Source organism: Bradyrhizobium sp. (genome assembly GCF_027307225.1).
In the GTDB taxonomy this organism is placed as follows: Bacteria; Pseudomonadota; Alphaproteobacteria; order Rhizobiales; family Xanthobacteraceae; genus Bradyrhizobium.
In genome coordinates, this window is sequence record NZ_DAHUXJ010000025.1 from 35,848 (window position 1) to 57,059 (window position 21,212).

At 62.3% G+C, this 21,212-nt stretch carries 19 protein-coding genes; 13 read left to right on the forward strand and 6 right to left on the reverse strand.

All coding sequences use genetic code 11. The features are described from left to right. Positions 1 to 163: 163 nt before the first annotated feature. Together M6D32_RS04545 and M6D32_RS04550 are read left to right on the forward strand one after the other, a co-directional pair. Positions 164 to 2,479 (forward strand): EAL domain-containing protein, encoded by a 2,316-nt coding sequence (locus M6D32_RS04545; RefSeq protein ID WP_298253798.1) that lies wholly within the window; start codon positions 164 to 166, stop codon positions 2,477 to 2,479. A 193-nt stretch (positions 2,480 to 2,672) separates the two neighbouring features. Next, positions 2,673 to 3,416: a hypothetical protein gene (locus tag M6D32_RS04550; RefSeq protein ID WP_298253801.1), complete on the forward strand. Its 744-nt coding sequence runs from the start codon at positions 2,673 to 2,675 to the stop codon at positions 3,414 to 3,416. A gap of 117 nt (positions 3,417 to 3,533) precedes the next feature. Here M6D32_RS04550 and M6D32_RS04555 read toward each other — a convergent pair whose 3' ends face one another. Then, the gene (locus tag M6D32_RS04555) at positions 3,534 to 4,472 is read right to left on the reverse strand and encodes a fatty acid desaturase family protein (RefSeq protein ID WP_298253803.1); all 939 of its coding nucleotides are present in this window, start codon (positions 4,470 to 4,472) and stop codon (positions 3,534 to 3,536) included. A 36-nt stretch (positions 4,473 to 4,508) separates the two neighbouring features. After that, on the reverse strand, positions 4,509 to 4,694 hold the full coding sequence (locus tag M6D32_RS04560; protein ID WP_298253806.1) for a hypothetical protein: 186 nt from the start codon (positions 4,692 to 4,694) through the stop codon (positions 4,509 to 4,511). 437 nt (positions 4,695 to 5,131) lie between these two features. Here M6D32_RS04560 and pal point away from each other — a divergent pair, with 437 nt between their 5' ends. The 8 genes from pal (at position 5,132) to M6D32_RS04600 (ending at position 14,197) form a co-directional block, all read left to right on the forward strand. Further along, the gene (gene pal, locus M6D32_RS04565; RefSeq protein WP_298253808.1) at positions 5,132 to 5,620 is read left to right on the forward strand and encodes a peptidoglycan-associated lipoprotein Pal; all 489 of its coding nucleotides are present in this window, start codon (positions 5,132 to 5,134) and stop codon (positions 5,618 to 5,620) included. Positions 5,621 to 5,777: 157 nt separating this feature from the next. Further along, positions 5,778 to 6,797 carry a tol-pal system protein YbgF gene (gene ybgF / locus M6D32_RS04570; RefSeq protein WP_298253810.1) on the forward strand — a complete coding sequence of 340 codons (1,020 nt, stop codon included), beginning with the start codon at positions 5,778 to 5,780 and terminating at the stop codon, positions 6,795 to 6,797. Between the two features lie 55 nt (positions 6,798 to 6,852). Beyond that, positions 6,853 to 7,947, forward strand: a complete 1,095-nt coding sequence (gene tilS / locus M6D32_RS04575) for a tRNA lysidine(34) synthetase TilS (RefSeq protein WP_298253812.1) — start codon at positions 6,853 to 6,855, stop codon at positions 7,945 to 7,947. A 214-nt stretch (positions 7,948 to 8,161) separates the two neighbouring features. Further along, the gene (ftsH, locus tag M6D32_RS04580) at positions 8,162 to 10,084 is read left to right on the forward strand and encodes an ATP-dependent zinc metalloprotease FtsH (RefSeq protein ID WP_298253814.1); all 1,923 of its coding nucleotides are present in this window, start codon (positions 8,162 to 8,164) and stop codon (positions 10,082 to 10,084) included. 14 nt (positions 10,085 to 10,098) lie between these two features. Beyond that, the gene (locus M6D32_RS04585; RefSeq protein WP_298253816.1) at positions 10,099 to 10,476 is read left to right on the forward strand and encodes a DUF3052 domain-containing protein; all 378 of its coding nucleotides are present in this window, start codon (positions 10,099 to 10,101) and stop codon (positions 10,474 to 10,476) included. A gap of 99 nt (positions 10,477 to 10,575) precedes the next feature. Beyond that, positions 10,576 to 12,048, forward strand: coding sequence for an NCS1 family nucleobase:cation symporter-1 (locus M6D32_RS04590; protein WP_298253818.1), 1,473 nt, complete (start codon positions 10,576 to 10,578; stop codon positions 12,046 to 12,048). A gap of 125 nt (positions 12,049 to 12,173) precedes the next feature. Next, complete coding sequence (locus M6D32_RS04595) at positions 12,174 to 13,388, forward strand: glycosyltransferase family 87 protein (protein WP_298253820.1); 1,215 nt, start codon at positions 12,174 to 12,176, stop codon at positions 13,386 to 13,388. A 134-nt stretch (positions 13,389 to 13,522) separates the two neighbouring features. Further along, positions 13,523 to 14,197, forward strand: a complete 675-nt coding sequence (locus tag M6D32_RS04600; RefSeq protein WP_298253822.1) for a TetR/AcrR family transcriptional regulator — start codon at positions 13,523 to 13,525, stop codon at positions 14,195 to 14,197. A gap of 40 nt (positions 14,198 to 14,237) precedes the next feature. Here M6D32_RS04600 and M6D32_RS04605 read toward each other — a convergent pair whose 3' ends face one another. Beyond that, a complete protein-coding gene (locus M6D32_RS04605) occupies positions 14,238 to 15,731 on the reverse strand; it encodes a hypothetical protein (RefSeq protein WP_298253824.1) in 1,494 nt (497 codons plus the stop codon). Positions 15,732 to 16,009: 278 nt separating this feature from the next. Here M6D32_RS04605 and M6D32_RS04610 point away from each other — a divergent pair, with 278 nt between their 5' ends. Further along, positions 16,010 to 16,435 carry an OsmC family protein gene (locus M6D32_RS04610; protein WP_298253826.1) on the forward strand — a complete coding sequence of 142 codons (426 nt, stop codon included), beginning with the start codon at positions 16,010 to 16,012 and terminating at the stop codon, positions 16,433 to 16,435. A gap of 26 nt (positions 16,436 to 16,461) precedes the next feature. Here the strand turns inward: M6D32_RS04610 and pyk are convergent, their stop codons facing one another. Together pyk and M6D32_RS04620 are read right to left on the reverse strand one after the other, a co-directional pair. Then, complete coding sequence (gene pyk, locus M6D32_RS04615) at positions 16,462 to 17,901, reverse strand: pyruvate kinase (protein ID WP_298253829.1); 1,440 nt, start codon at positions 17,899 to 17,901, stop codon at positions 16,462 to 16,464. Continuing rightward, positions 17,898 to 18,500 (reverse strand): DUF1036 domain-containing protein, encoded by a 603-nt coding sequence (locus M6D32_RS04620; protein WP_298253831.1) that lies wholly within the window; start codon positions 18,498 to 18,500, stop codon positions 17,898 to 17,900. Before M6D32_RS04620 ends, pyk begins: the two co-directional genes overlap by 4 nt. Positions 18,501 to 18,719: 219 nt before the next feature. Here M6D32_RS04620 and M6D32_RS04625 point away from each other — a divergent pair, with 219 nt between their 5' ends. Continuing rightward, entirely contained in the window at positions 18,720 to 19,022 is a 303-nt protein-coding gene (locus tag M6D32_RS04625) for a DUF1244 domain-containing protein (protein WP_298253833.1), read from the forward strand. A 189-nt stretch (positions 19,023 to 19,211) separates the two neighbouring features. Then, positions 19,212 to 19,490 carry a DUF2312 domain-containing protein gene (locus M6D32_RS04630; RefSeq protein ID WP_298253835.1) on the forward strand — a complete coding sequence of 93 codons (279 nt, stop codon included), beginning with the start codon at positions 19,212 to 19,214 and terminating at the stop codon, positions 19,488 to 19,490. A 50-nt stretch (positions 19,491 to 19,540) separates the two neighbouring features. Here M6D32_RS04630 and M6D32_RS04635 read toward each other — a convergent pair whose 3' ends face one another. Further along, positions 19,541 to 21,073 carry a DUF882 domain-containing protein gene (locus M6D32_RS04635; protein WP_298253838.1) on the reverse strand — a complete coding sequence of 511 codons (1,533 nt, stop codon included), beginning with the start codon at positions 21,071 to 21,073 and terminating at the stop codon, positions 19,541 to 19,543. Positions 21,074 to 21,212 lie beyond the last annotated feature (139 nt).

Below are 21,212 nucleotides of genomic sequence, written 5' to 3' on the forward strand. Positions count from 1 at the left end.
CGGTGCATGGATCGGCAAAGCCTGCCTAGCCCGCTGATTCAGTGGGCAGATTTCGCGCGATCGGGAGCAAAAGACAACGTCCCGGTAACGATGTTCGCTCAGAAAGGCTTCATCTCGGCCGGGTAAGGCTAGGCACTTCCGAAGCGGACGTACGCCCAAAAAAATGCAGCTCGCCAACCAGCGGGAAATACCTGACGAACAGATCTCGCCGTCGATCCGTGCGGCGTTGATCGATTCGCTGTTCGAAACGCCTCGTCCGGTGCATGTGGGTATCGTCATGCTGGCCCTCGCAGCAAGCATGACCGCGCTGAAGACCGGCCAAAATCTGATCTGGGGATGTGTCGCGCTCCTCATCCTCGCGGGCCTCGTCCGGGTCTACGACTGGCGACGATATCAGGCACGGAAATCGACCCTCACCGCCGATGAGGCGACACAGTGGCAGATGCGCTACCAGATCGGAGCGATGCTGCAGGCCTCCGCGATCGGCATATGGGGCTTCGTCACATTCGTGTGGACCGGCGACGCCGTGGCCCACATGATCGCTCTTTCCGTTATCACCGGGGTCGTATCGGGGGGCGCGGGCAGGGCCTATGGCCGCCAGTGGATATTCCAGGTGCAGGCCGCGCTTGTATTCTGTCCGATCGTGATCGGGATGGCGTTGCGTGGCACGCCCTATTACGTCGCCATGTCGGTCGTGACGGCGATATTCCTGGTCGTCGTGATGCAAATGTCGGCCAACCTGCACAGGATATTCATGCGGGCGATCGTGGCCCGCGAGCGTGAAGCGGCGCTCGCCACTCAATTCGACACCGCCTTGAACAACATGCCGCACGGCCTGTGCATGTTCACGAGCGACGGGTGTCTGGCCGTGATGAACCATTGCTTTGGCGAGATGATGGGTCTGCCGGCCGATCTGGCCTATTTGCGCCCGAGCACGTCCGATATCTTGTCGGCGTGCGTCGACGCGGGGTCGATCTCGGCGCCGAACGCAAACATGATTCTTGCCGAAATCCAGAATCCGCAAGCCAGGGGCATCATTACGACCGACCCCGACGTCGCGCGGGGCCGCTCGCTGTCCTGGGCCTTCCAGCCGATGGCCGATGGCGGCGCCGTGGTGCTGCTCGAGGACGTCACCGAGCGACGCAATGCCGAAGCGAGGATCACGCATCTGGCGCGATATGACGAACTCACCGGGCTTCCGAACCGAGCTAATTTCCGCGACGAGATCGAGCACCTGCTCGCCGCTCCATACAGCTCCCATCAGATGTCGGCGCTGTTGTTCATCGACCTCGATCAGTTCAAGCAGGTCAACGATACGCTCGGTCATCCCTGCGGCGACCAGTTGCTATGCGCGGTGGCCGATCGGCTGCGTGCGATGTTGCGGCCCGAGGATTTCGTGGCGCGGTTCGGCGGTGACGAATTCGTGGTGTTCCAGCAGAACATTCGTTCGCCGGACGAGGCAGCCGCGCTGGCGCGCCGCATCGTCGATCACCTGAGCGAGCGCTACAAGATCGACAACCATCTGGTGGAAATCGGCGCCAGCATCGGCATTGCCATGACGTCCGGCGTCAGTGCCGACACGCTTCTGAAGAACGCCGACATGGCGCTCGACCGTGCCAAGGCGGATGGCCGTGGCACCTTCTGCTTCTTCCGCGACGAAATGGCGCAAGTCGTCGAGGCGCGCCGCATTCTCGAACTCGACCTGCGCAAGGCGCTCGCGAACGAGGAGTTCGAGCTGTTCTATCAGCCGCTTGTCAATCTGAAGAACGGCAAGATCTCGACCTGCGAGGCGTTGCTGCGCTGGAATCACCCGCTTCGCGGCACGGTTTCCCCGATCGACATCATTCCGGTCGCCGAAGACATGGGCCTGATCGTCGACCTCGGCCGCTGGATCCTGCGCAAGGCCTGCCAGGAGTGCAAGCAGTGGCCGGATGCCGTCAGCGTTGCGGTCAACTTCTCGCCGCAGCAGTTTCATCAGCGCGATCTCCTGAGCGAGGTTCGCTATGCGCTCGACGTGTCGGGATTGCCGGCGCACCGGCTCGAAATCGAAATCACGGAATCCGCCCTGCTGCGCAATACGCAGATGACCAATGAGCTGCTTTCTCAATTGCGCGAGCTCGGTGTGCGCATTTCGCTCGACGATTTCGGCACCGGCTACTCGAGCCTCAGCTACCTGCATAATTTCCCGCTGCAGAAGGTGAAGATCGACCGTTCGTTCCTGGAAGGGATCGACACCGACCGTCCGCTGCGGCTGTTGCGCGGCGTGGCGCGCTTGAGCGCGGATCTCGGCATGTCGGTCGTGGTCGAAGGCATCGAGACCAACGAGCAGCTCGAACTCATCAACGCCGATGGCACGGTCAGCGAGGCGCAGGGCTATCTCTTCAGCCGGCCCGTCCCGGCTCCCCGGATCCTGCAGTTGCTGAACGCCTCTCACGGCCGCAGGCCGGAAGATTTTCTGCCTTCCCGCTCGATTGCCTGAGGCGCCCCCGAGGCGTCCGATCCCTTAAGCACGGCGCGCCCTGTTTTCTCGCCAGGCGAAAATTCCCCTGGTTTTGCAGAATTTTATTGCGCCAAACGATTAACCGTAACGTCTCTAATGCTTTGCAATCCTGTTAAGGAGCTATTAATCTTTCTCCTCGCGTAGAAGTTGTTCGGGGTTTGAGGGGGGCCAGATGCAGCCAGGAGCCGAATTGCGCACGTCGCCTGTTCTTCACGGGTCGGCGTTGCTTGATCGCGTTGATTACCGGCTAGCCGAAACCCCTGCGGACAAAGATCAAATCTACGCGCTGCGATACAGGGCCTATCTGCATGCCGGATTGATCCTGCCATCAGATTCCCGGCGCGTGAGCGATCAATACGATGCTGCGCCCAATGCTCGGACATTCGGAATCTATATCGACGGTGAACTCACCAGTGCGCTCCGCGTCCATATCCTGACTTCCGAATGGCGGACGTCCTACGCAACCGAATTATTCGGCGACATTCTCAACCCTCGCCTCGATCGCGGTGAGGTCTTCGTCGACCCGGCCCGTTTCGTTGCTGATCCCGAAAGGCAGCAGCGGTTTCCCGAACTCCCTTATTTGACCTTGCGGCTCGCCTATCTCGCCTGCGAATATTTTAACGCTGACTTTTGTCTTGCACTGGTTCGCTCGGAGCATCAGGCGTTCTACCGCCGTGTTTTCCTGCAGGACACCATCGCTCAACCGCGTTCATTTCCGAACGTGTTAAGGAAGGTCGCATTGATGGCCTGTGACTACAGGGCATCTTGGGAGCGAGTGGCGGCGCGTTTTCCCATTATGGAATCGACCGATTTCGAGCGGCGGATGCTGTTCGAGCGTCATCGTGACCAGCCGCCCTTGGCACTCGATGTGCCGGAGTTTCTGCCGAGCCAGGCCTCCATCTCGTCCATTGTTTGACGTCAGGCCGGCGGAGGCGTCCGCTCCGCGCCGTAGTCGGCCAATTTAGTCGTCCGATTGTTTCGAAGCCATTTGGCGAAAGACGCCAATTTCTAACCAAACCTGCCAAGCCCCCGCCTATGGCGGGGCGAAACCCGGAAGCTTGGCCGCTGCCAAACACTCCCGCAGCACGCCCGTCGAGTAGCCGCGAGTGACGTGGGCCTTGGTGCGGTAGGTCTCGTCCCGCATCAACGCTGCACTGAGCTTGGGTAGATTATAGAACGGCACGCCCGGAAAGAGATGATGCTCGATGTGAAGGTTGATATTGTGAGGAGCGAAGAAACAGCGCTCCCAAAAATAGGGGACGACGGTGCGTGTGCTGCCGAGTTCCTCGCCGTAGTCCATGCTGCCGAAATGCTCGGCGACGCCGCGCACATAGAGAAATAAAAAGAACAGCGTCATATAAGGCACGATCCAGTAGAGCAGGAAGCTCTTCCAGATGCCGAGCATTGTAATGAGGGTCGCGGCGCCGAGATAGTATCCGAGGCGCGTCAGCTTATAACGGGCTGATTGCTTTACCCCTGAAACCCTGGGTAGGATCTGAGCCAGATCGCGCAACGAGTTTATTGCGGCGAGATAGCCAAGGACGTTTAAGGTCAAGACCCTCACCGCTAGCGGGAAGGTGTAGGCGGCCTTGCCGAGTTTGACGACCCAGTCAGGGTCCTTGTCGGTGTTGGTGTGCTGGTGATGCGCCAGATGGTTCTGACGATAGCCATCAACCGTCGCCATAATCGGCCAAGCCATAAAAAGATCTGCAACCGCGTCGGCCATTTCTCGATTCTTTAGAAAGCGGAAATGCGCCGCCTCGTGCATCAACACACCCAAACCATGCATCCGCCCGGCAATGACCGCTACCGCCGCGAGGTATAGCCAAATCCCGCCGAAATGGCAGCTGACAACAATCGCCGCAGCGATCACCGCCCAATCCAGAGCCAATGCAGCCAGCGTGCCCCAGGGCCGGAGAACCGACAGCTTTTTCAGTTCATCTGAATCAATTGACGCCTTGTAAACATTCATGGTTTCCGCCGCTTGTTGATATCTGCTCTCAGCCTCTCAGTTCGCGCTTGCATATTTGTAAACATTCGGATCAGGGGCGTTGCCGCCCGTCGGGTGCAAGGTCAATTGGTAGTAGCTGGCGAGGTGGATTTTTACCAGCCAAGCATTGCCGGTAAACCCGTATAATGGCCACACGCTCGGCGGCGTCACCGCGGCCAGAACGCGGAAAACCTGCGTGATCAAACGCCAGCTCAGGCGCCAATCAGCCAGCGATCCCGTGAACGGCCCACCTCGAAACCGACCGGCACTTCGGTCGCTGCCAGACTCCGACTGCTGGCAGTCCCGATAGCACTCAAATCGGCTCCCTAGCGCGCGGCCAATTCGCTGCAATGGCGAGGTAAACTAGCCATCGACCGGTTCGACGGCTCGCCGCGGCCATGCTGACCGATCAAGGCTCAAATCACAGCCCATGGCCTTGAAAAGGCGGTATATTCCGCCGCTCGGCCTTGCCTTCACCCTCGTGCCACATTTACAACCCATTAACCATGCCGGTCGCTTTTCGTAGACTTGGGGCATTTGAACGGGTCCGGCAACATCCCATCAAGGTTGACGGAACGTTCGCTTAACCATCGACCTGTAGACGGGATAGAAGTTGAAAACGCGAGCGTGGAGGCTCCGGAATGAAACATCCTATGCGTATCCTCCAGGGTTTGAAGCTGGCCGCAGTTCTTGCGGTGGCGCTGTCGATGGGTGCCTGCGCAAAGAATCCGCTGACCGACGGCGCAATGGCGAGCGCAGCGACGCCGGGCAGCCAGCAGGACTTCGTCGTCAATGTCGGCGACCGCGTCTTCTTTGACAGCGACCAGACCGACCTGTCGCCGCAGGCGATCGCGACCCTGGAAAAGCAGGCGCAGTGGTTGCAGAGCTACCCCCGCTATACCTTCACCATTGAAGGCCATGCCGACGAACGCGGAACCCGCGAGTACAACATCGCGCTCGGCGCGCGCCGCGCGCAATCGGTGCGGACCTTCCTCGCCTCGCGCGGCATCGATCAGTCGCGGATGCGCACCATCTCCTATGGCAAGGAGCGTCCGGTTGCGGTTTGTAACGACATCTCCTGCTGGTCGCAGAATCGCCGCGCCGTCACGGTGCTGAACGCGAGCTCGTAAGGCGCGCCTCATTTGGACCATTTCGCCGGCGCCCTCTTTTTTAAGCGGCGCCGGTGCTGTTTTTGGGCGTAGGCGGCGCGAATTGTCTCAGTCACATTTTTGGCGTACTCCCTGCCTCAAGCTGATCACCGTCGCGCTCACTGGCCTTAACGCCCAAATGTCATTCAGGATTCATAAAACCACCCGCGCTGCTGCGTTGGCTGCAGCGCTTGGATCGTGCGCGTTCGCGTGGCCTTCGCCGGCGCTCGCGCAATCCGACGATGTCGATCCCGCGGTTCGCATCGAGCAGCTTGAAAACCAGTTGCGGCAGATCACCGGGCAGAACGAGGAACTGCAGCATCGCAACCGTCAGCTCGAAGAACGCCTGAACGCGCTTCAGGGCGGCGCTCAGCCACCTGCTCAGGCGCAGTCGGGAGGCGCTCCGGTGACCAATGCGGCCGCTTTGCCTCCGCCGCAGCCGGCGCCTGGCTATCAACAACCGCCCGGTGGTTATCAGACGCAGGTTGCTGCTCCCGCGCCCATTATTCAGGAGCCGGCAGGCCCGCAGGGCGGCGGCCGGCGCGGCGATGCCTTCGATCCCTCCCAGAATCCGAATGCGCCCGGCGCGCCGCGTGCGCTCGGTGGCGGTCAAATGCCGATTTCTCCGGGACCGCCGATTGGCGCGCCAGGCGGGCGAGGGGCGGGCGAGCCGCTCGACCTCGCCAATACCGGCGGGGCCCCGGCGGGGACATTGCCAGCGCCGCCTCCGCGCAACCTCAACGGCACCGGCGCGCTGACGACCTTGCCGCCCTCGGCGACGCCAAGGGACGAGTTCGATCTCGGCGTCGGCTATATCGAGCGCAAGGACTATGCGCTGGCTGCAGAAACCATGCGCAATTTCGCGAGAAAGTATCCGGGCGACCCCCTGGTCGCGGACGCACAGTTCTGGCTCGGCGAGAGCTTCTACCAGCGCCAGAGCTATCGTGAAGCGGCCGAAGCCTTTCTGACGGTGACGACAAAATACGATCATTCAGCGAAAGCCCCGGATGCCCTGCTGCGCTTGGGGCAGTCGCTCGCGGCGCTGAAGGAGAAAGAGGCGGCCTGCGCCGCTTTCGGCGAAGTGACACGGAAATATCCGCGCTCAGCGGCCAACATCAAGCAGGCCGTCACGCGTGAGCAGAAGCGGACGAAGTGCTAGACTCCTCGGCAGGGTGAAGGTCCAGCCAGGACCTTCCCGCTTGTGGAGTGGATTTGTGCCTGACGACGACAAATCCCCGATTTCGGCGCGGCAGGCCAAGGCCCTGTTTGCGGACTGGAAGCATGCGCCGGGATTGGTTCTTGCCGTTTCGGGAGGTCCGGATTCCATCGCGCTGATGTGGCTCGCGGCGCGATGGCGCAAGGCATTGTCGCGCGGTCCGCGCCTCCTGGCGACGACGGTCGATCACGGCTTGCGGCCGGAAGCCGCGCGCGAGGCGCGTGAGGTCAAGCGTCTGGCGCGTCATCTCGGCATACCCCATCGCACGGTGCGCTGGAGCGGCGAGAAGCCCAAATCCGGGGTGCCGGCGGCGGCGCGGGCAGCGCGCTATCGTCTGCTCGCCAACCTCGCGCGCCAGAGCGGCGCCAGCCATATTCTCACCGCCCATACGCGCGACGATCAGGCCGAGACGTTATTGATGCGGCTGTTGCGCGGCAGCGGCATCGGCGGTCTTTCGGCAATGGCGCGCGAGAGCGAGCGCGAAGGCGTGCTGATTGCGCGCCCGTTTCTCGCTGTCCCGAAATCGCAGCTCATCGCGACGCTGCAAAAAGCCGGGATCGGCTACGCCGACGATCCAACCAACCGCGATGTCCGCTTCACCCGGCCGCGTATCCGCGCGGTAATCGAGGACCTGCGCGCCGAAGGCGGCGATGCGCGCAACCTGGCCAGGCTGGCGTTGCGGCTGGCGCGGGCCAACGCGGCGATCGAGATTCTGGCCGATGGCGCCGCGCGCTATCTCGCGCTGAAGGACCAGGTGACCGTGTCGCCGCGGGCCACAGGCGGCGGCCCGCCGAACGCAGACTTTGAGGCGACCGCCTTTGCAGAACTGCCCGAGGAAATCCGGTTACGGCTACTGCTGCGCGCCATCGATCGGATCGGCCACGAGGGCCCGGCGGAACTCGGCAAGGCCGAGGCATTGCTGGCTGCGCTGGACCGCGCGTTACAAGGCGGCGCGAAGAAAAAGACGTCTGCTCTAAGCGCCGCCGTGCGTCAGCCGAAGCTGAAGCAGACGCTGGCCGGGGCCATTGTCAGCCTTTCGGGGGGACGAATCGTCATCTCGGCGGCTCCGCCGCGGCGGCGCCCGCCGGATTGAGGCGGGCAGCGTGGTTGCCGGCCTTAACCACCCCCGAAATCACCCCATTTTCACGACATGATTTGAACCGTAATAGTCCCGGAATAGGCTAAATAGTCCGCTGCAGTTCCCTTGGCAGCAACGGCCTCGCCACCTAGATTAACCCGCAGGCGCCTTGAGGGATGCTACCCGAGAGGAATAAGGCCGCGATCCGCGCGACCACGAAGGAAAATCAATGAACGCCAATCTGCGCAATTTCGCCCTCTGGGTCATTATTGTTCTGCTGCTATTGGCCTTGTTCACGCTCTTCCAGAATCCTGGCCAGCGGGGCGCCTCGCAGGATATTTCCTTCTCGCAGCTGTTGAACGAAGTCGACGCCAACCATGTGCACGACGTCGTCATCCAGGGACCGGAAATCCACGGCACCTTCACCAACGGCTCAAGTTTCCAGACCTACGCGCCGAACGATCCGTCGCTGGTTACGCGTCTGTATAACGGCAAGGTGCAGATCACCGCGAAGCCGCCCGGCGACAACGTGCCATGGTTCGTTTCGCTGCTCGTCTCGTGGCTGCCCTTCATTGCATTGATCGGCGTGTGGATCTTCCTGTCGCGGCAGATGCAGGGCGGTGCCGGCAAGGCGATGGGCTTTGGCAAGTCGCGCGCCAAGATGCTGACCGAAGCGCACGGCCGCGTGACCTTCGAGGACGTCGCCGGCGTCGACGAAGCCAAGCAGGATTTGCAGGAGATCGTCGAATTCCTGCGTGACCCCGGCAAGTATCAGCGGCTCGGCGGGCGGATTCCGCGCGGCGTGCTGTTGGTCGGCCCTCCCGGTACCGGCAAAACGCTGATCGCGCGTGCGGTCGCCGGCGAAGCCAACGTGCCCTTCTTCACCATTTCCGGTTCGGACTTCGTCGAAATGTTTGTCGGCGTCGGCGCCAGCCGTGTCCGCGACATGTTCGAGCAGGCCAAGAAGAACGCGCCCTGCATCATCTTCATCGACGAAATCGATGCGGTCGGCCGTCATCGCGGCGCCGGTCTCGGCGGCGGCAATGACGAGCGCGAGCAGACGTTGAACCAGTTGCTGGTCGAGATGGACGGCTTCGAGGCCAATGAAGGCGTGATCCTGATCGCCGCCACCAACCGTCCCGACGTGCTCGACCCTGCGCTGCTGCGACCCGGCCGTTTCGACCGCCAGGTCGTGGTGCCCAATCCGGACGTCGTCGGCCGCGAGCAGATCCTCAAGGTTCACGTCCGCAAGGTGCCGCTCGCGCCCGATATCAACCTAAAGACCATCGCGCGCGGTACGCCGGGCTTCTCGGGCGCCGACCTGATGAACCTCGTCAACGAGGCGGCGCTGACCGCGGCACGCCGCAACAAGCGGATGGTGACGCAGGCCGAGTTCGAAGAGGCCAAGGACAAGGTCATGATGGGCGCCGAGCGCAAGTCGCTGGTCATGACCGAGGAAGAAAAGATGCTGACGGCCTATCACGAAGGCGGCCACGCCATCGTCGGCCTCAACGTCATCGCCACCGATCCGATCCACAAGGCGACTATCATTCCGCGCGGCCGCGCGCTCGGCATGGTGATGCAACTGCCGGAACGCGACAAGCTGTCGATGTCGTTGGAACAGATGACCTCACGCCTTGCCATCATGATGGGCGGGCGCGTCGCGGAGGAGTTGGTGTTCGGCCGCGAGAAGGTTACCTCGGGTGCGGCGTCTGACATCGAGCAGGCGACGCGCCTCGCGCGCATGATGGTGACGCGCTGGGGCCTGTCCGACGCGCTCGGCACTGTTGCGTATGGCGAGAACCAGGAAGAGGTGTTCCTCGGCTATTCGGTGTCGCGCCAGCAGAACATCTCGGAAGCGACCGTGCAGAAGATCGACAGCGAGATCAGACGCCTGGTCGAGGAAGGCTACCAGGATGCGACCAGGATCCTGACCGAGAAGCGCGCCGATCTTGAAGCGCTCGCCAAGGGCCTTCTGGAATATGAGACGCTCACCGGCGACGAGATTCAGGATCTGCTCAAGGGCAAGAAGCCGAACCGCGAGTCGGTGCTTGAGCCGTCGACGCCACGTGCCTCGGCGGTGCCGCCCGCGGGCAAGCCGCGTCCGCGTCCCGATCCTGATCCCGGACTGGAACCGCAGCCGCAGGCTTAACACCAGCCGCGGCCGTGGTCGGCACCTCAGGTAAAGCAGTTGCGCAGAAGCTCGGCATCAAGCCGGGCTTTTGCATTTTTGCGGACGGCTCGCCGCGCGCCTACGACAACATGGTCGGACCGTTGCCGCCCGGCGCGTCGCTGCGCGCCAAGCCGAAGCCGCCCCTCGACATGGTGCATCTGTTTGCGACGCAAGCGGCCGGGCTTGCCGTGAAGCTGCGCGCTTATCGGAAGGCGATCGCGCCCGACGGTATGATCTGGGTGTCGTGGCCGAAGAAATCTTCCGGCGTTGCCAGCGATCTCACCGACGTGGTCGTACGCGATACCGCGCTGCCGCTCGGCCTGGTCGATATCAAAAAGTCTGCGCCGTCGACGACGTCTGGTCCGGATTGAAGTTCATGATTCCGAGGGATCAGCGGTAGCCGGGCAGATTGGCGCGGGACTTGCCTGAAATATTCTGTCAGTCTTGGCCGCCCAGCACAGGAGCTGCCGATGTCAGGCCAGTCAAATCTCACGCCCGTCATTGCCGTGCCGGAGGCCGATCCCCGGCTTTACAATCATGATCTGGCGCCGGTGGCTCCCGCAGGCCGCAACTGGGGCACCTTCAGCATCTTTGCGATGTGGATGTCGGATGTGCATTCGGTCGGCGGCTATACCTTCGCGGCGAGCCTGTTCTTCCTTGGCCTTACCGGATGGGAAGTGCTGCTGGCGATGACGGTTGGCATCATCGCGGTCTATTTCCTGATGAACCTGATCGGCCGTCCGTCGCTGAAATATGGCACGCCGTTCCCGGTCGTGGCGCGGATGTCGTTCGGCGTCATGGGCGCCAATCTCGCCGCTTGCATACGCGGCATCGTCGGCATCGTCTGGTATGGTGTGCAGACTTATTTTGCCTCCAAGGCGGTCCAGGTGCTGGTGTTGACGTTTTACCCGGGCGCCGAAGCGTGGACGCATTCTTCCTTTGTCGGGCTGTCGGCGCTGGGCTGGGCCTGTTTCCTGTTCATGTGGTTGTTTCAGCTTCTGATCTTCCTCAACGGCATGGAGACGATCCGCCGGTTCATCGATTTCTGCGGGCCTGCCGTCTATGTCGTGATGTTCGCGTTGGCGATCTGGATCCTGACGCAGACGGGCGTGTCGAGTCTCTCGTTGCAGCTTGGGCCGCCCGTCGACGGCTCGGCCCTCGGCCACATGGCGAGCGCAGCGATGCTGATCGTCGCTTATTTCGCCGCACTCCTCCTCAACTTCGGCGACTTCTCCCGCTTCGCCAAAGACGGCCGGGCCATGAAAGTCGGCAACTTCCTCGGCCTTCCCGTCAACTTCATTGTCTTTGCGATCGTCACCGTGATCGTCACCGCCGGCACCGTGAAGGTATTTGGCCAGGCGATCATGGACCCCGTCGCCATTGTCGAACGCATTGGCAATCCGCTTGTGGTGGCGTTCGGCTCCATCACCTTCATCGTGGCGACCATGGGCATCAACATCGTCGCCAATTTCGTGTCGCCGGCCTACGACATTTCCAACCTCTATCCGGAGAAGATCGATTTCCGCCTCGGCGGCCTCATCACCTCGATCCTTTCGGTGATGGTGTGCCCGTGGATCTTCGTCTCCAGTCCGCAGGCGATCACGATCTTCGTCAGCATCTTCGGCGCCGCGCTAGGACCGATGTTCGGCATCATGGTGTCGGACTATTACGTCGTGAAGCGTCAGCAGGTTGTCCTCAACGATCTCTACACCATGTCGCCGAAGGGCTCGCTGCATTTCGAGAACGGCTGGAACCCGCGCGCGCTGCTGGCGCTGGCCGCTTCCGGCGCGATCTCGATCGGACTGGCACTGGCAGGCGCCTATGGCCTCATCGCCAGTGTCGGCGATTGGGGCTGGCTGATCGGGGCGGCCCTCGGTGCCTTGTTCTATACGGCGCTGATGCGCGGCCGGACGATGCCGGCGCCCTCCGGGGCCGCCGCCTGAACGGCGCCGCCGGGGTCCAGACCCCGATCCCTTAAGATTTCGGCAAGCCGGCCCGCCTAAAGCTGGTGGCTGGCGCCTTTCCGGCGCCAGCTTGCTAACTTCGGAATCGGAACTAGAGATCCAGCATGGCCGCGCTGACATCCGATATCACGATGCCCCCGAGGAGCACACTTCCGCCCGCACTTCTGATCGGCTGCATCGTGCTTTGCGCGATCAATGTGGGGATGCTGCACGCGGGCGTCTCCAGCCACTGGTGGATCTTCGATGAGAACGGATTGGGCATCCCGACCGATTTCGTCAATGTCTGGTCTGCGGGACGCCTCGTGCTCGACGGGCACCCGGCGCTCGCTTACGATTGGGACATCCAGAAACAGGTGCAGGTCGCCGTCCTCGGCCAGAGCTATGAAGGCAACTTCGCCTGGCACTATCCGCCGCCGTTTCTGTTCATCGCCGCCGTCCTCGCGCATTTTCCGTATGCGGTTGCTTTTGTCGGTTGGGCAGCGGTCAGCTTCCTGCCTTATCTCGCCGCGATGCGCGCGATCGTCGGCCGCTCCTTTGGCCTGCTGCTCGCGGCTGCTTTTCCGGTGGCGTTCACCAACTCGCTGGTCGGGCAGAACGGATTTTTGACGGCCTCGCTGATCGGCGGCACGCTGGTCTTGATGCCGAGGCGGCCGGTGCTTTCCGGTATCTGCCTTGGGCTTCTGAGCTACAAGCCGCAATATGGATTGCTGTTTCCGCTGGTGCTGATCGCGGCCTCGCAGTGGCGGGTGTTCGTCACGGCAGGCGTCGTGGCGGTGCTGCTAGCCGCAATCTCCTGGTGTGTTTTCGGCACCGAGAGCTGGCAGGCCTTCGTTCACTGGATGCCGATGTTCAACAAGGCCTTCCTCGTCGAGGGCCGCGCGCCCTGGGGCAAGATGCAGAGCATCTTCGCGCTGACCCGCTATTTCAACGGACCCGAATGGTTTGCCTGGACATTGCAGTGCATCATGAGCGGCGCGGTGGCGATCCTGCTCGTGGCGCTTTGGCGCAGCCGCAAGGTCCAATATCCGTTGAAGGCGGCGGCGCTCGCCGCCGGAACGCTATTGGTGACGCCGTATCTCTTTCTCTATGACGAGATGGTGCTGGCGATTGCGGTTGCGTTTTTCGTGCGCGTCGGACTGGATCAAGGGTTTGAGCGGCATGAGCAGCCAGCACTCGGTCTCGTCGCCGCGCTATTGATGATCTATCCCTTTCTCGGTGCGCCGACCGGCTTTGCGGCGACGCTCGTCGTCGCTGCGCTCATCGGCCATCGCGTGGGCCCATGGTGGCGGGCAAGGGCGCCGTCGCTGGCTGGGCGCTAGCTAGATCCAAAACGCTTGTCATCTGCTCTGAATTATTGTTCACTTCTTGAAAGCGGTCGGCTAAGACCGCCAAGAACTGAATACCGGTATCGATGCCGATTAGCCTCGTGTGCGCGGGAGCGAGAACGCGAAAGATGGTCTATCGACGGACCCACCAGGTCGTGAAACGTCTCGCTGCACGACGGAGCGCGATTCTCGCGGCGGCCCGCAATGCCGCGGCTGAGGGCGGTATGGCCGCAGTGCAGATCGCGCCGATCGCGGTCCGCGCCAATGTCGCCGCCGGCACGGTCTACCGCTATTTCCCATCCAAGGCCGATTTGATTTCGGAACTGATTGCCGACGTCTCGCGCGATGAACTGTCTGCGATCCGGCGTGCGGCTGACTCCGCGCCTGGCCCGTCATCGGCGTTGGCGGCTGTCGTGACGACCGTCGCCGTGCACGCATTATCGCAGCGAAAGCTGGCATGGGGCATTCTGGCTGAACCCGTCGATGTCGACGTGACGGCGTCGCGCCTGGCAAGCCGCCGCGCGGTCGTCGATGAAATCGCCGGCCGCATCGATGCGGCGGTCCGTGCCGGTCATTTGCCGGCGCAGGATACGAACCTCGCCGCGACCGCGCTGCTCGGCGCCCTGCATGAGGCGCTGGTCGGGCCGCTTGCGGCGGAGAACACGGATGACGCTGGAAAGCTGCGCGATGCGGTGCAGACGGTAACTCTGCTCGCCCTGCGCGCCGTCGGCGTGATGGATGCGCGAGCCCGTGGCCTTGTGGTGCAGGCGGCACTTCCTGCCATGGCGGCGGCCGGGGCGTAAGCGCCGCTGCGTTCAAGCCAATGCGGAACGTGATGCTGCGTTACGGTTTGACGTAGAGGCTCTCATGAGAGCCAACGTACTGCTCTTTCCAGCCTCGTTCGTCGACGAGAAAGTGCCTCAGCACGTCGTGCACCTTCGGCCAGAACACCGCGTCGATCTTGTATTTCTCGATCACGCTGTCCCAGGCGGCCTCGTCGATGTCCCATTTGACCAGTTTGAAATAGTCGTGCAGCAGCGAGTCCGGATAAGCCGTCGCCGCCCGGCCATCGACAAAGATCGGTACGGTGCCGTGCGTGCGGAAGATCAGCGGGCCACCGACGTTCCAGTGATTGAGAATTCGCGCATGCGAGAAGTTCGCTTCGAGGTAATGCGCGTCCTGCTCCGAGAGAAGTTCATCCGTAAGCCCGAGCGCCGGCCGAACATGCATGAACGTCAACGGCAGCAGGCACAGGCCGATGATGCCGGCGATCAACAATGACTTCTGCACTTCGCCGGGATTCGGTTTCCCGGGCAGCAGGCGGTCGATGTGAAGCGCGAATGGAACGGTCGAGAACAGGAAAAAGAACGCCATGTACCTGAATTGATGAAACCCCAGAACCAGGAACAGCCAGGTCAATAGCCGGGTCTCCAGCGGGAGCGGACTGGAGCCAGCGTAGCGGAGTTCGAGTGCCACGAAGATCAGGATGTAGACGATGCCAGGGATGCAGCCGGGCAGGGTCATGTTCTGGGAATAGGATGCCCACTCCGTGATATTGGCCTGCACGAAGTTGCCGAGCGTCGCCGTCACTCCATCGTAGATGTGAAGGCCCAGCGGATTGACGAGGATGGCGACAAGGCAGCCGGCGCCCGTAAATCCAAGAATCCTGAAATTTTCCCAATCCCGTCGAAGCAGTGCGATGCCGCCAAAAAGGCCTATGATGAAAAAGCCGAGCACAAAGCCGCCGTGCAGATTGGCCCATAGCATCATCATCGCTGGCAACAGAAAGCGCCGCGCTTTCTTCAGGCATTGCGTGTAGAAGATAACGCTAAACACCATCGTCGCAGTGTTTGGTGCCGCCGCCAGATAGATATTGGGAGGCGTCGCAAACGTGGGGTACAGGACGCAGGTGGAGAAGACGGCAATACAAACTGCAGGCGCGGACGCGCCGCCGCTCAGGCCAGCGGACGTAAGATAGGCCACGATCACCGCGCCGCATGCAACGACGAATAAGGTGAGACCGCCAAAGCCGGTGCGTTGAACAAGGACGCTGGCAGTCACATCCCAGAGCCAGGAAAGATTGTACCATTGCTTGTCGCCAAGGGTGAAGGCCCATGGATCCTGATACGGAACGCTGCCCCGTTGCCTGATCAAGTCGCCCGCGGCGAGGTGCCATCCCAAGTCATAGTGACCAAGCAGGAGCGGCGCGTTTGAGAGGTAATAGATGCACGCGAAAGCGATCAGGAAGACGTAAATTCCGGACGTTTGTGCGTGTGTGCCGATCGTGCCTCGCCCTTGATCAAGCCGGGGGCCGCTCCAGGTCTCCAGCGCGTACATCAACGGTCCCCTGACGATCGAAGCGGGCCTCGTTACCGGCCCTGCATGCTTTTGAGTTCGCATGAAATGCAAACCTCGACTGCTTTAGGGGTGGTCGGCCTACGGTTGAGTAAAAACTGGCGCCGCATTTTGAAGACTTCCAGCCGGGGATGCTTTCTGGTTAACAAATGCTAAGCGTGGAACTCACGTGGCGGGTGCGGGCGGGCCATCGAACAATTCCGCCGCATTGATGAGGCAGAGTACCGTCATGTTCACCTCAAGCCCCGTGGAGTTCTCAAATGACGACCACATCGGGATCTGCCAAATGGCAGGGCGGTATCAAGGACGGCAAGGGCGCAATTTCGACCAGGAGCGGCGCGCTCAAGGATTATCCCTACGGCTTCGCCAGCCGCTTCGAGGGTAAGCCGGGCTCCAACCCGGAGGAACTGATCGGCGCGGCGCACGCCGCCTGCTTCACCATGGCGCTGTCGCTGATCCTCGGCGAAGCCAAGCTCACCGCCGAACAGATGGAAACCAAGGCGGATGTCACGCTTGAAAAGGTCGGTGACGGCTTTGCCATCACCTCGGTGCATCTTTCGCTTCAAGCGAAGATTCCCGGCGCCGACAATGCGAAATTTCAGGAGCTTGCCGCCAAGGCGAAGGCCGGCTGTCCGGTCTCGAAGCTTCTGAACACCAAGATTTCGCTGGAAGCGAATCTCGTCTAGCGAGCTTCCGCGGCGCGTTTGCGCGTCTAAATGTCGTCAGCGTCTTCGTCCGGACCAACGGAGGCGATGCGGAGCATGTTGGTGGTGCCGGGCGAGCGCAGCGGCACGCCGGCGACGATGATGACGCGCTGGCCCGCGCGCGCAAAGCCGTCACGAAAGGCAATGCTGCCGGCGCGGCTGACCATGTCGTCGAGATCGTGCGCGTCTTCGGCTACCACACAATGCACGCCCCACACGGCCGAGAGCCTTCGCCCCGTGACGAGGTTCGGTGTAATCGCCACCACCGGCGGCTTCGGCCGTTCGCGCGCCACCCGCAGTGCCGTCGAGCCCGAACTGGTCCAGCAGATGATCGCGGAAAGATCGAGCGTCTCGGCAATTTGCCGCGCCGCGTCGGCGATGGCGTCGCCGGCCGTCGGCTCCGGTTCGGCGCGCTGTGCATTGACAACACCGCGATAGGTGGGGTCGCGTTCGACTTCCTCGCCGATCCGATTCATGGTCGAGACCGCCTCAACCGGATATTTGCCGGCCGCCGATTCTGCCGACAGCATGATGGCGTCGGCGCCTTCATAGACGGCGGTCGCAACGTCGGAGACTTCCGCGCGCGTCGGCACCGGCGACTGGATCATCGATTCCAGCATCTGGGTTGCGACCACCACCGGCTTGCCAGCGCGCCGCGCCATCCGCGTCATTTGTTTCTGCAGGCTTGGCACGCGCTCCAGCGGCAGTTCGACGCCGAGATCGCCGCGCGCCACCATTAGCGCATCCGAGGCTTCGATGATCTCGGCCAGGCGGTCGATCGCCTGTGGTTTTTCGATCTTGGCCATCACGGCGGCACGACCGCGGATCAGTTTCTTGGCTTCGACAATGTCCTCGGCGCGTTGCACGAAAGAGAGCGCGATCCAGTCGACCCCGGTCACCAGCGCGGCTTCGAGGTCGGCGCGGTCTTTCGGTGTCATGGCGGACACCGGCAGGTCGGTATCGGGCAGGCTGACGCCCTTGCGGTCCGACATCCTTCCGCCGATCACGACGCGCGTCACGGCGCGTTCCGGAGAGGTTTCCTCGGCGATCAGCCGCACCTTGCCGTCGTCGAGCAGCAGCGCATGTCCGGGCTTGAGCGCGGCGAGAATTTCCGGATGGGGCAGGTGGACGCGCGTGTTGTCGCCGGGCGCCTTGTCGGAATCCAGCGTGAAACTCTGCCCGTTGCTGAGCTGCACCGCGCCCTCGGCAAAGGAGCCGAGGCGCAGTTTCGGGCCTTGCAGATCGACCAGAATGCCGATCGGCCGGCCATAGCTGCTCTCGACATTGCGAATGGTCTTGACCAGCTCCCGCATCTTGTCATGCGGGGTGTGGCTCATGTTGATGCGGAAAACGTCGGCGCCTGCTTCGAACAGCTTCCTGATGACGCTGCTTTCGGAGGAGGCCGGCCCGAGCGTCGCAAGAATCTTGATACGGCGTAGCCGTCTCATGGCTTGGTCCCGGGAGCTGCGGCGGGTGGCAGACCCGTTCCCGGCGCTACTCCGCCCGGCGAACCGGGGATGCCCGGAATATTTCCGGGGCCGTTCGGACCGATCGTGCCGGGAATACCGGGCACGCGCTGCGCCGGCTGCTGCTCGTTGGAATCGGTGAGCTGTACCGTCCAGGCGCGCTGCTCGCCGGTATCGACCTCAAAGAAACCGGTCCGGTCAAAACCCCGCGCCAGGCAGTTATCCGCGCCGCGGATCGTGAATTCCTTGTCGCGCGAGCACATGAACGCCTTTCCCGACCATTCGCCGCCGTGATCGTAGTCGATCGCGTAAATGTAGTAATACCGTGCGACAAGCGTGCCTCGCAGCAACGTCTCACAGGCGCGAGAGGACACGTTCCACCAGCCTTCGGTGGTCCAGCCCTCCGCGTCCTTGTAGCCGAGCGCAATGCCGACCCGGCTTGACGTATTGTTGCAGAGGCGGAAGTCGGCCGAAGCCGGCCCGTTCCACAGGCAGGCCACGACAAGGAGCAGGGCAGGGATCACGGCCGCTCCGAAGTGCCTGGTGGTTTGGGTGGGGAAAAGCGAATCTGTCGGGATCATTGCGGCCAAGCTATATCAAGATATTGATGGTTGCGCGTGGGGGCTTGTCGGTGGTCAAGCGCAATTTCGCGTGGGTGATTGGCCATGGAAGCGATCCAATGCCCTGAAAGCCAGCGCAATATTTGCGTCGCGATGTGGAAAAATATGTGACAGTTTACTACCTGATGCGGGAGTACGATCCTTAACCGAGGATGCACAGACTAAGGACGGAAACTGGTCATGGCGATCGACGACAAAACCAGAACGGAACTCGAGGCGGCAACCTTTCGGCACCTTCTCCAGCACTTGCGTTCGCGCACCGACGTTCAGAATATCGATCTGATGAACCTGGCGGGCTTCTGCCGCAACTGCCTGTCCAACTGGCTCAAGGAAGAGGCGGACGCCAAGGGCCTTGCGATGAGCAAGGACGAGAGCCGCGAAGCGATCTACGGCATGCCCTACGAGACCTGGAAAGAAGAATTTCAGGGCAAGGCAACGCCCGAGCAACTCGCGGCGATGGCCAAAGTCAACCCGGGACATTGACGGGCTGCCGATAAGAGGCCTCCGGCGATGGATCCGGCGTGTTCCTGTGGGCGCGCTGTGGATGAGCGAGGATGTTGCCTTGACGTAAGCTGCCTGACTCTTGAGGGTCATTCTGCGACATGCGCCTCGCGGTCATCCGCGCGGCGCTTTCTTTTTCAGCCTCAACCCAGTCCATTTCAGGAGTAAGCGATGGCCACCTCTGCTGCCGCCGTCAAAGATGACGAAGGCCCCGCGACGCGATTCGCCAAGGATCAGCTCAAGGCCATCATCGAACGCATCGAGCGGCTGGAGGAGGAAAAGAAGACCATTTCCGACGATATCCGCGACGTCTATGCGGAGGCCAAGGGCAATGGCTACGACGTCAAGGCGCTGCGCACCATCATCCGCATGCGCAAGCAGGATGCGAACGAACGCGCCGAACAGGAAACCATTCTGGAAACCTATTTGCAGGCGCTCGGAATGCTGTAACGCGTGTCGCTTCGCCGTGCCCCGCGGTTAGGCTTGCGGGGTGCCTGACGTCAGTGCAGCGACGCCGTGCGGAAGGCTTGCGTGGTCAGCGGCGCGATGGCTGGGCCGCTGAAGTGATCGGTAGCCAGGCCCGCTTGCGGATCGTCCGAGAAGCCCATGACGATCACAGCCTGCGGCTTGACGAACAGCTTGCTCAGCTGGGTCATGTTGGGATCGCCGAGCATCGTCACCGACATGGACGTGCGCGCGCTCGGCGCCAGCATCATCATCCGCGTCCACGCATCATCCGCCTCGGGCGCCGTCGGTGTCGAAGTTGCCACGACGCTCCGGCCCTTCGCGACCGCGGTGGTGAGATCATTCGCGGCCACGGTATGGCGGCTGGCTAAGGCTGCGTGGTCGCCGCGGGGGTGATCGACCGGTGCGGCCGCGTCGGGCGCGTAGGCCATCGCGTCGTAGGCGGCCGGAACGCTCGCGGTCGATTGCGGGTCGGTCGAGGCGAGGGCGTGGCGGGCGTTCAGGGCCGCGACAAGCGCCGGCGTCGCCTCCTTCAACGCAGCCTGCATGTCATCCCAGATGCCGCGCGCGTTGATGATGTCGGCCGGGGTCTGCGGTCTGGTCTCTGCTTCTGCTGCGGCCATCGGTTTCGGCTTCGCCGGCCGCACCGTCTGCAGGTCCGCTGCCGCGAGTTGCAGCGTTGTGCCCGCAGGTTTTGCGCGCGAGGGACGCCCGGCCTCGGCGGGCTTGGCGGCAACCTGGATAGCCGGAATGGTCCTGGCTGGAGCAGCCGTGACTACGCCTTCGTCGTCATCATCGGTCGCCCTGTTGCCGAACAGACGCGCCAGCAGGCTGGGCTTGCCGACCTTGTCCGCATCATCGCCGTCGCCGCGATGCTCGATGTCGGCGCGGGCCAGTTCATAGCCCTTCAGCGGTACGCCATCCGAGGGAACGTGGATCGTGCGTCCGTCGGGAAAAACCCGTACGAGCTGATCGTGCGTCATGCGCGGCCAGTGGCGAATGTTGCCGGTATCGAGGTGCACGAACGGGGATCCCGAGGTTGGGTAGAAACCGACGCCGCCACGCTGCAGGCGCAGGCCCGCGTAACGGATCTGCTCAAGCGGCACGTCCGGAATGTAGAAATCCATCGCATGGCCGAGCATGTGCTGACTGAAGCGCGCCACGCCGGTGTGGGCGGAGCGGCGGCGGAGCATGGCGTTGGTCTCGGGCGAGCGGTAGGCGGAGATGATCTGGATCGGCTGCTTGCCGCCGACGTCGTGATTGACCTCCCAGATGATGTCGAACAGGTGGGGATCCATCGTGGTCTGTTCCTGGGTGCGCCAGTCACGCAGGAAGTGGTTGAGCTGCTTCAAGGCCTCTTCGTCAAAGCGGCCGTCGCGCTTGAAGGTGACGGTGAGGTCTTCGCCGGAATGGGTGTGATGGAAGGAGAGCGTGCGGGTTTCGTTGAGGGCGGTCGCGTCGGGGATGGAGCCGATCGCGGCAAGCAGCAGCGCCGAGGCCAAGCCGAGCTGCAATCCGGCCTTGGGCCAAGACAGCAGATTAAGCTGGCGCGCAAAACCGGTCAGCACGTAATGAGCCCACCCCGACAGACCGAGCGTTGAAATTCTTTCGCAACCTCGTGTGGCGAAAGAGGGTAAACGCACCCTTAACGCGGGCGGGTTAAGTGAGACTTAACCCGCATCCCCAAGCCGCAAAGGAAAGATAACC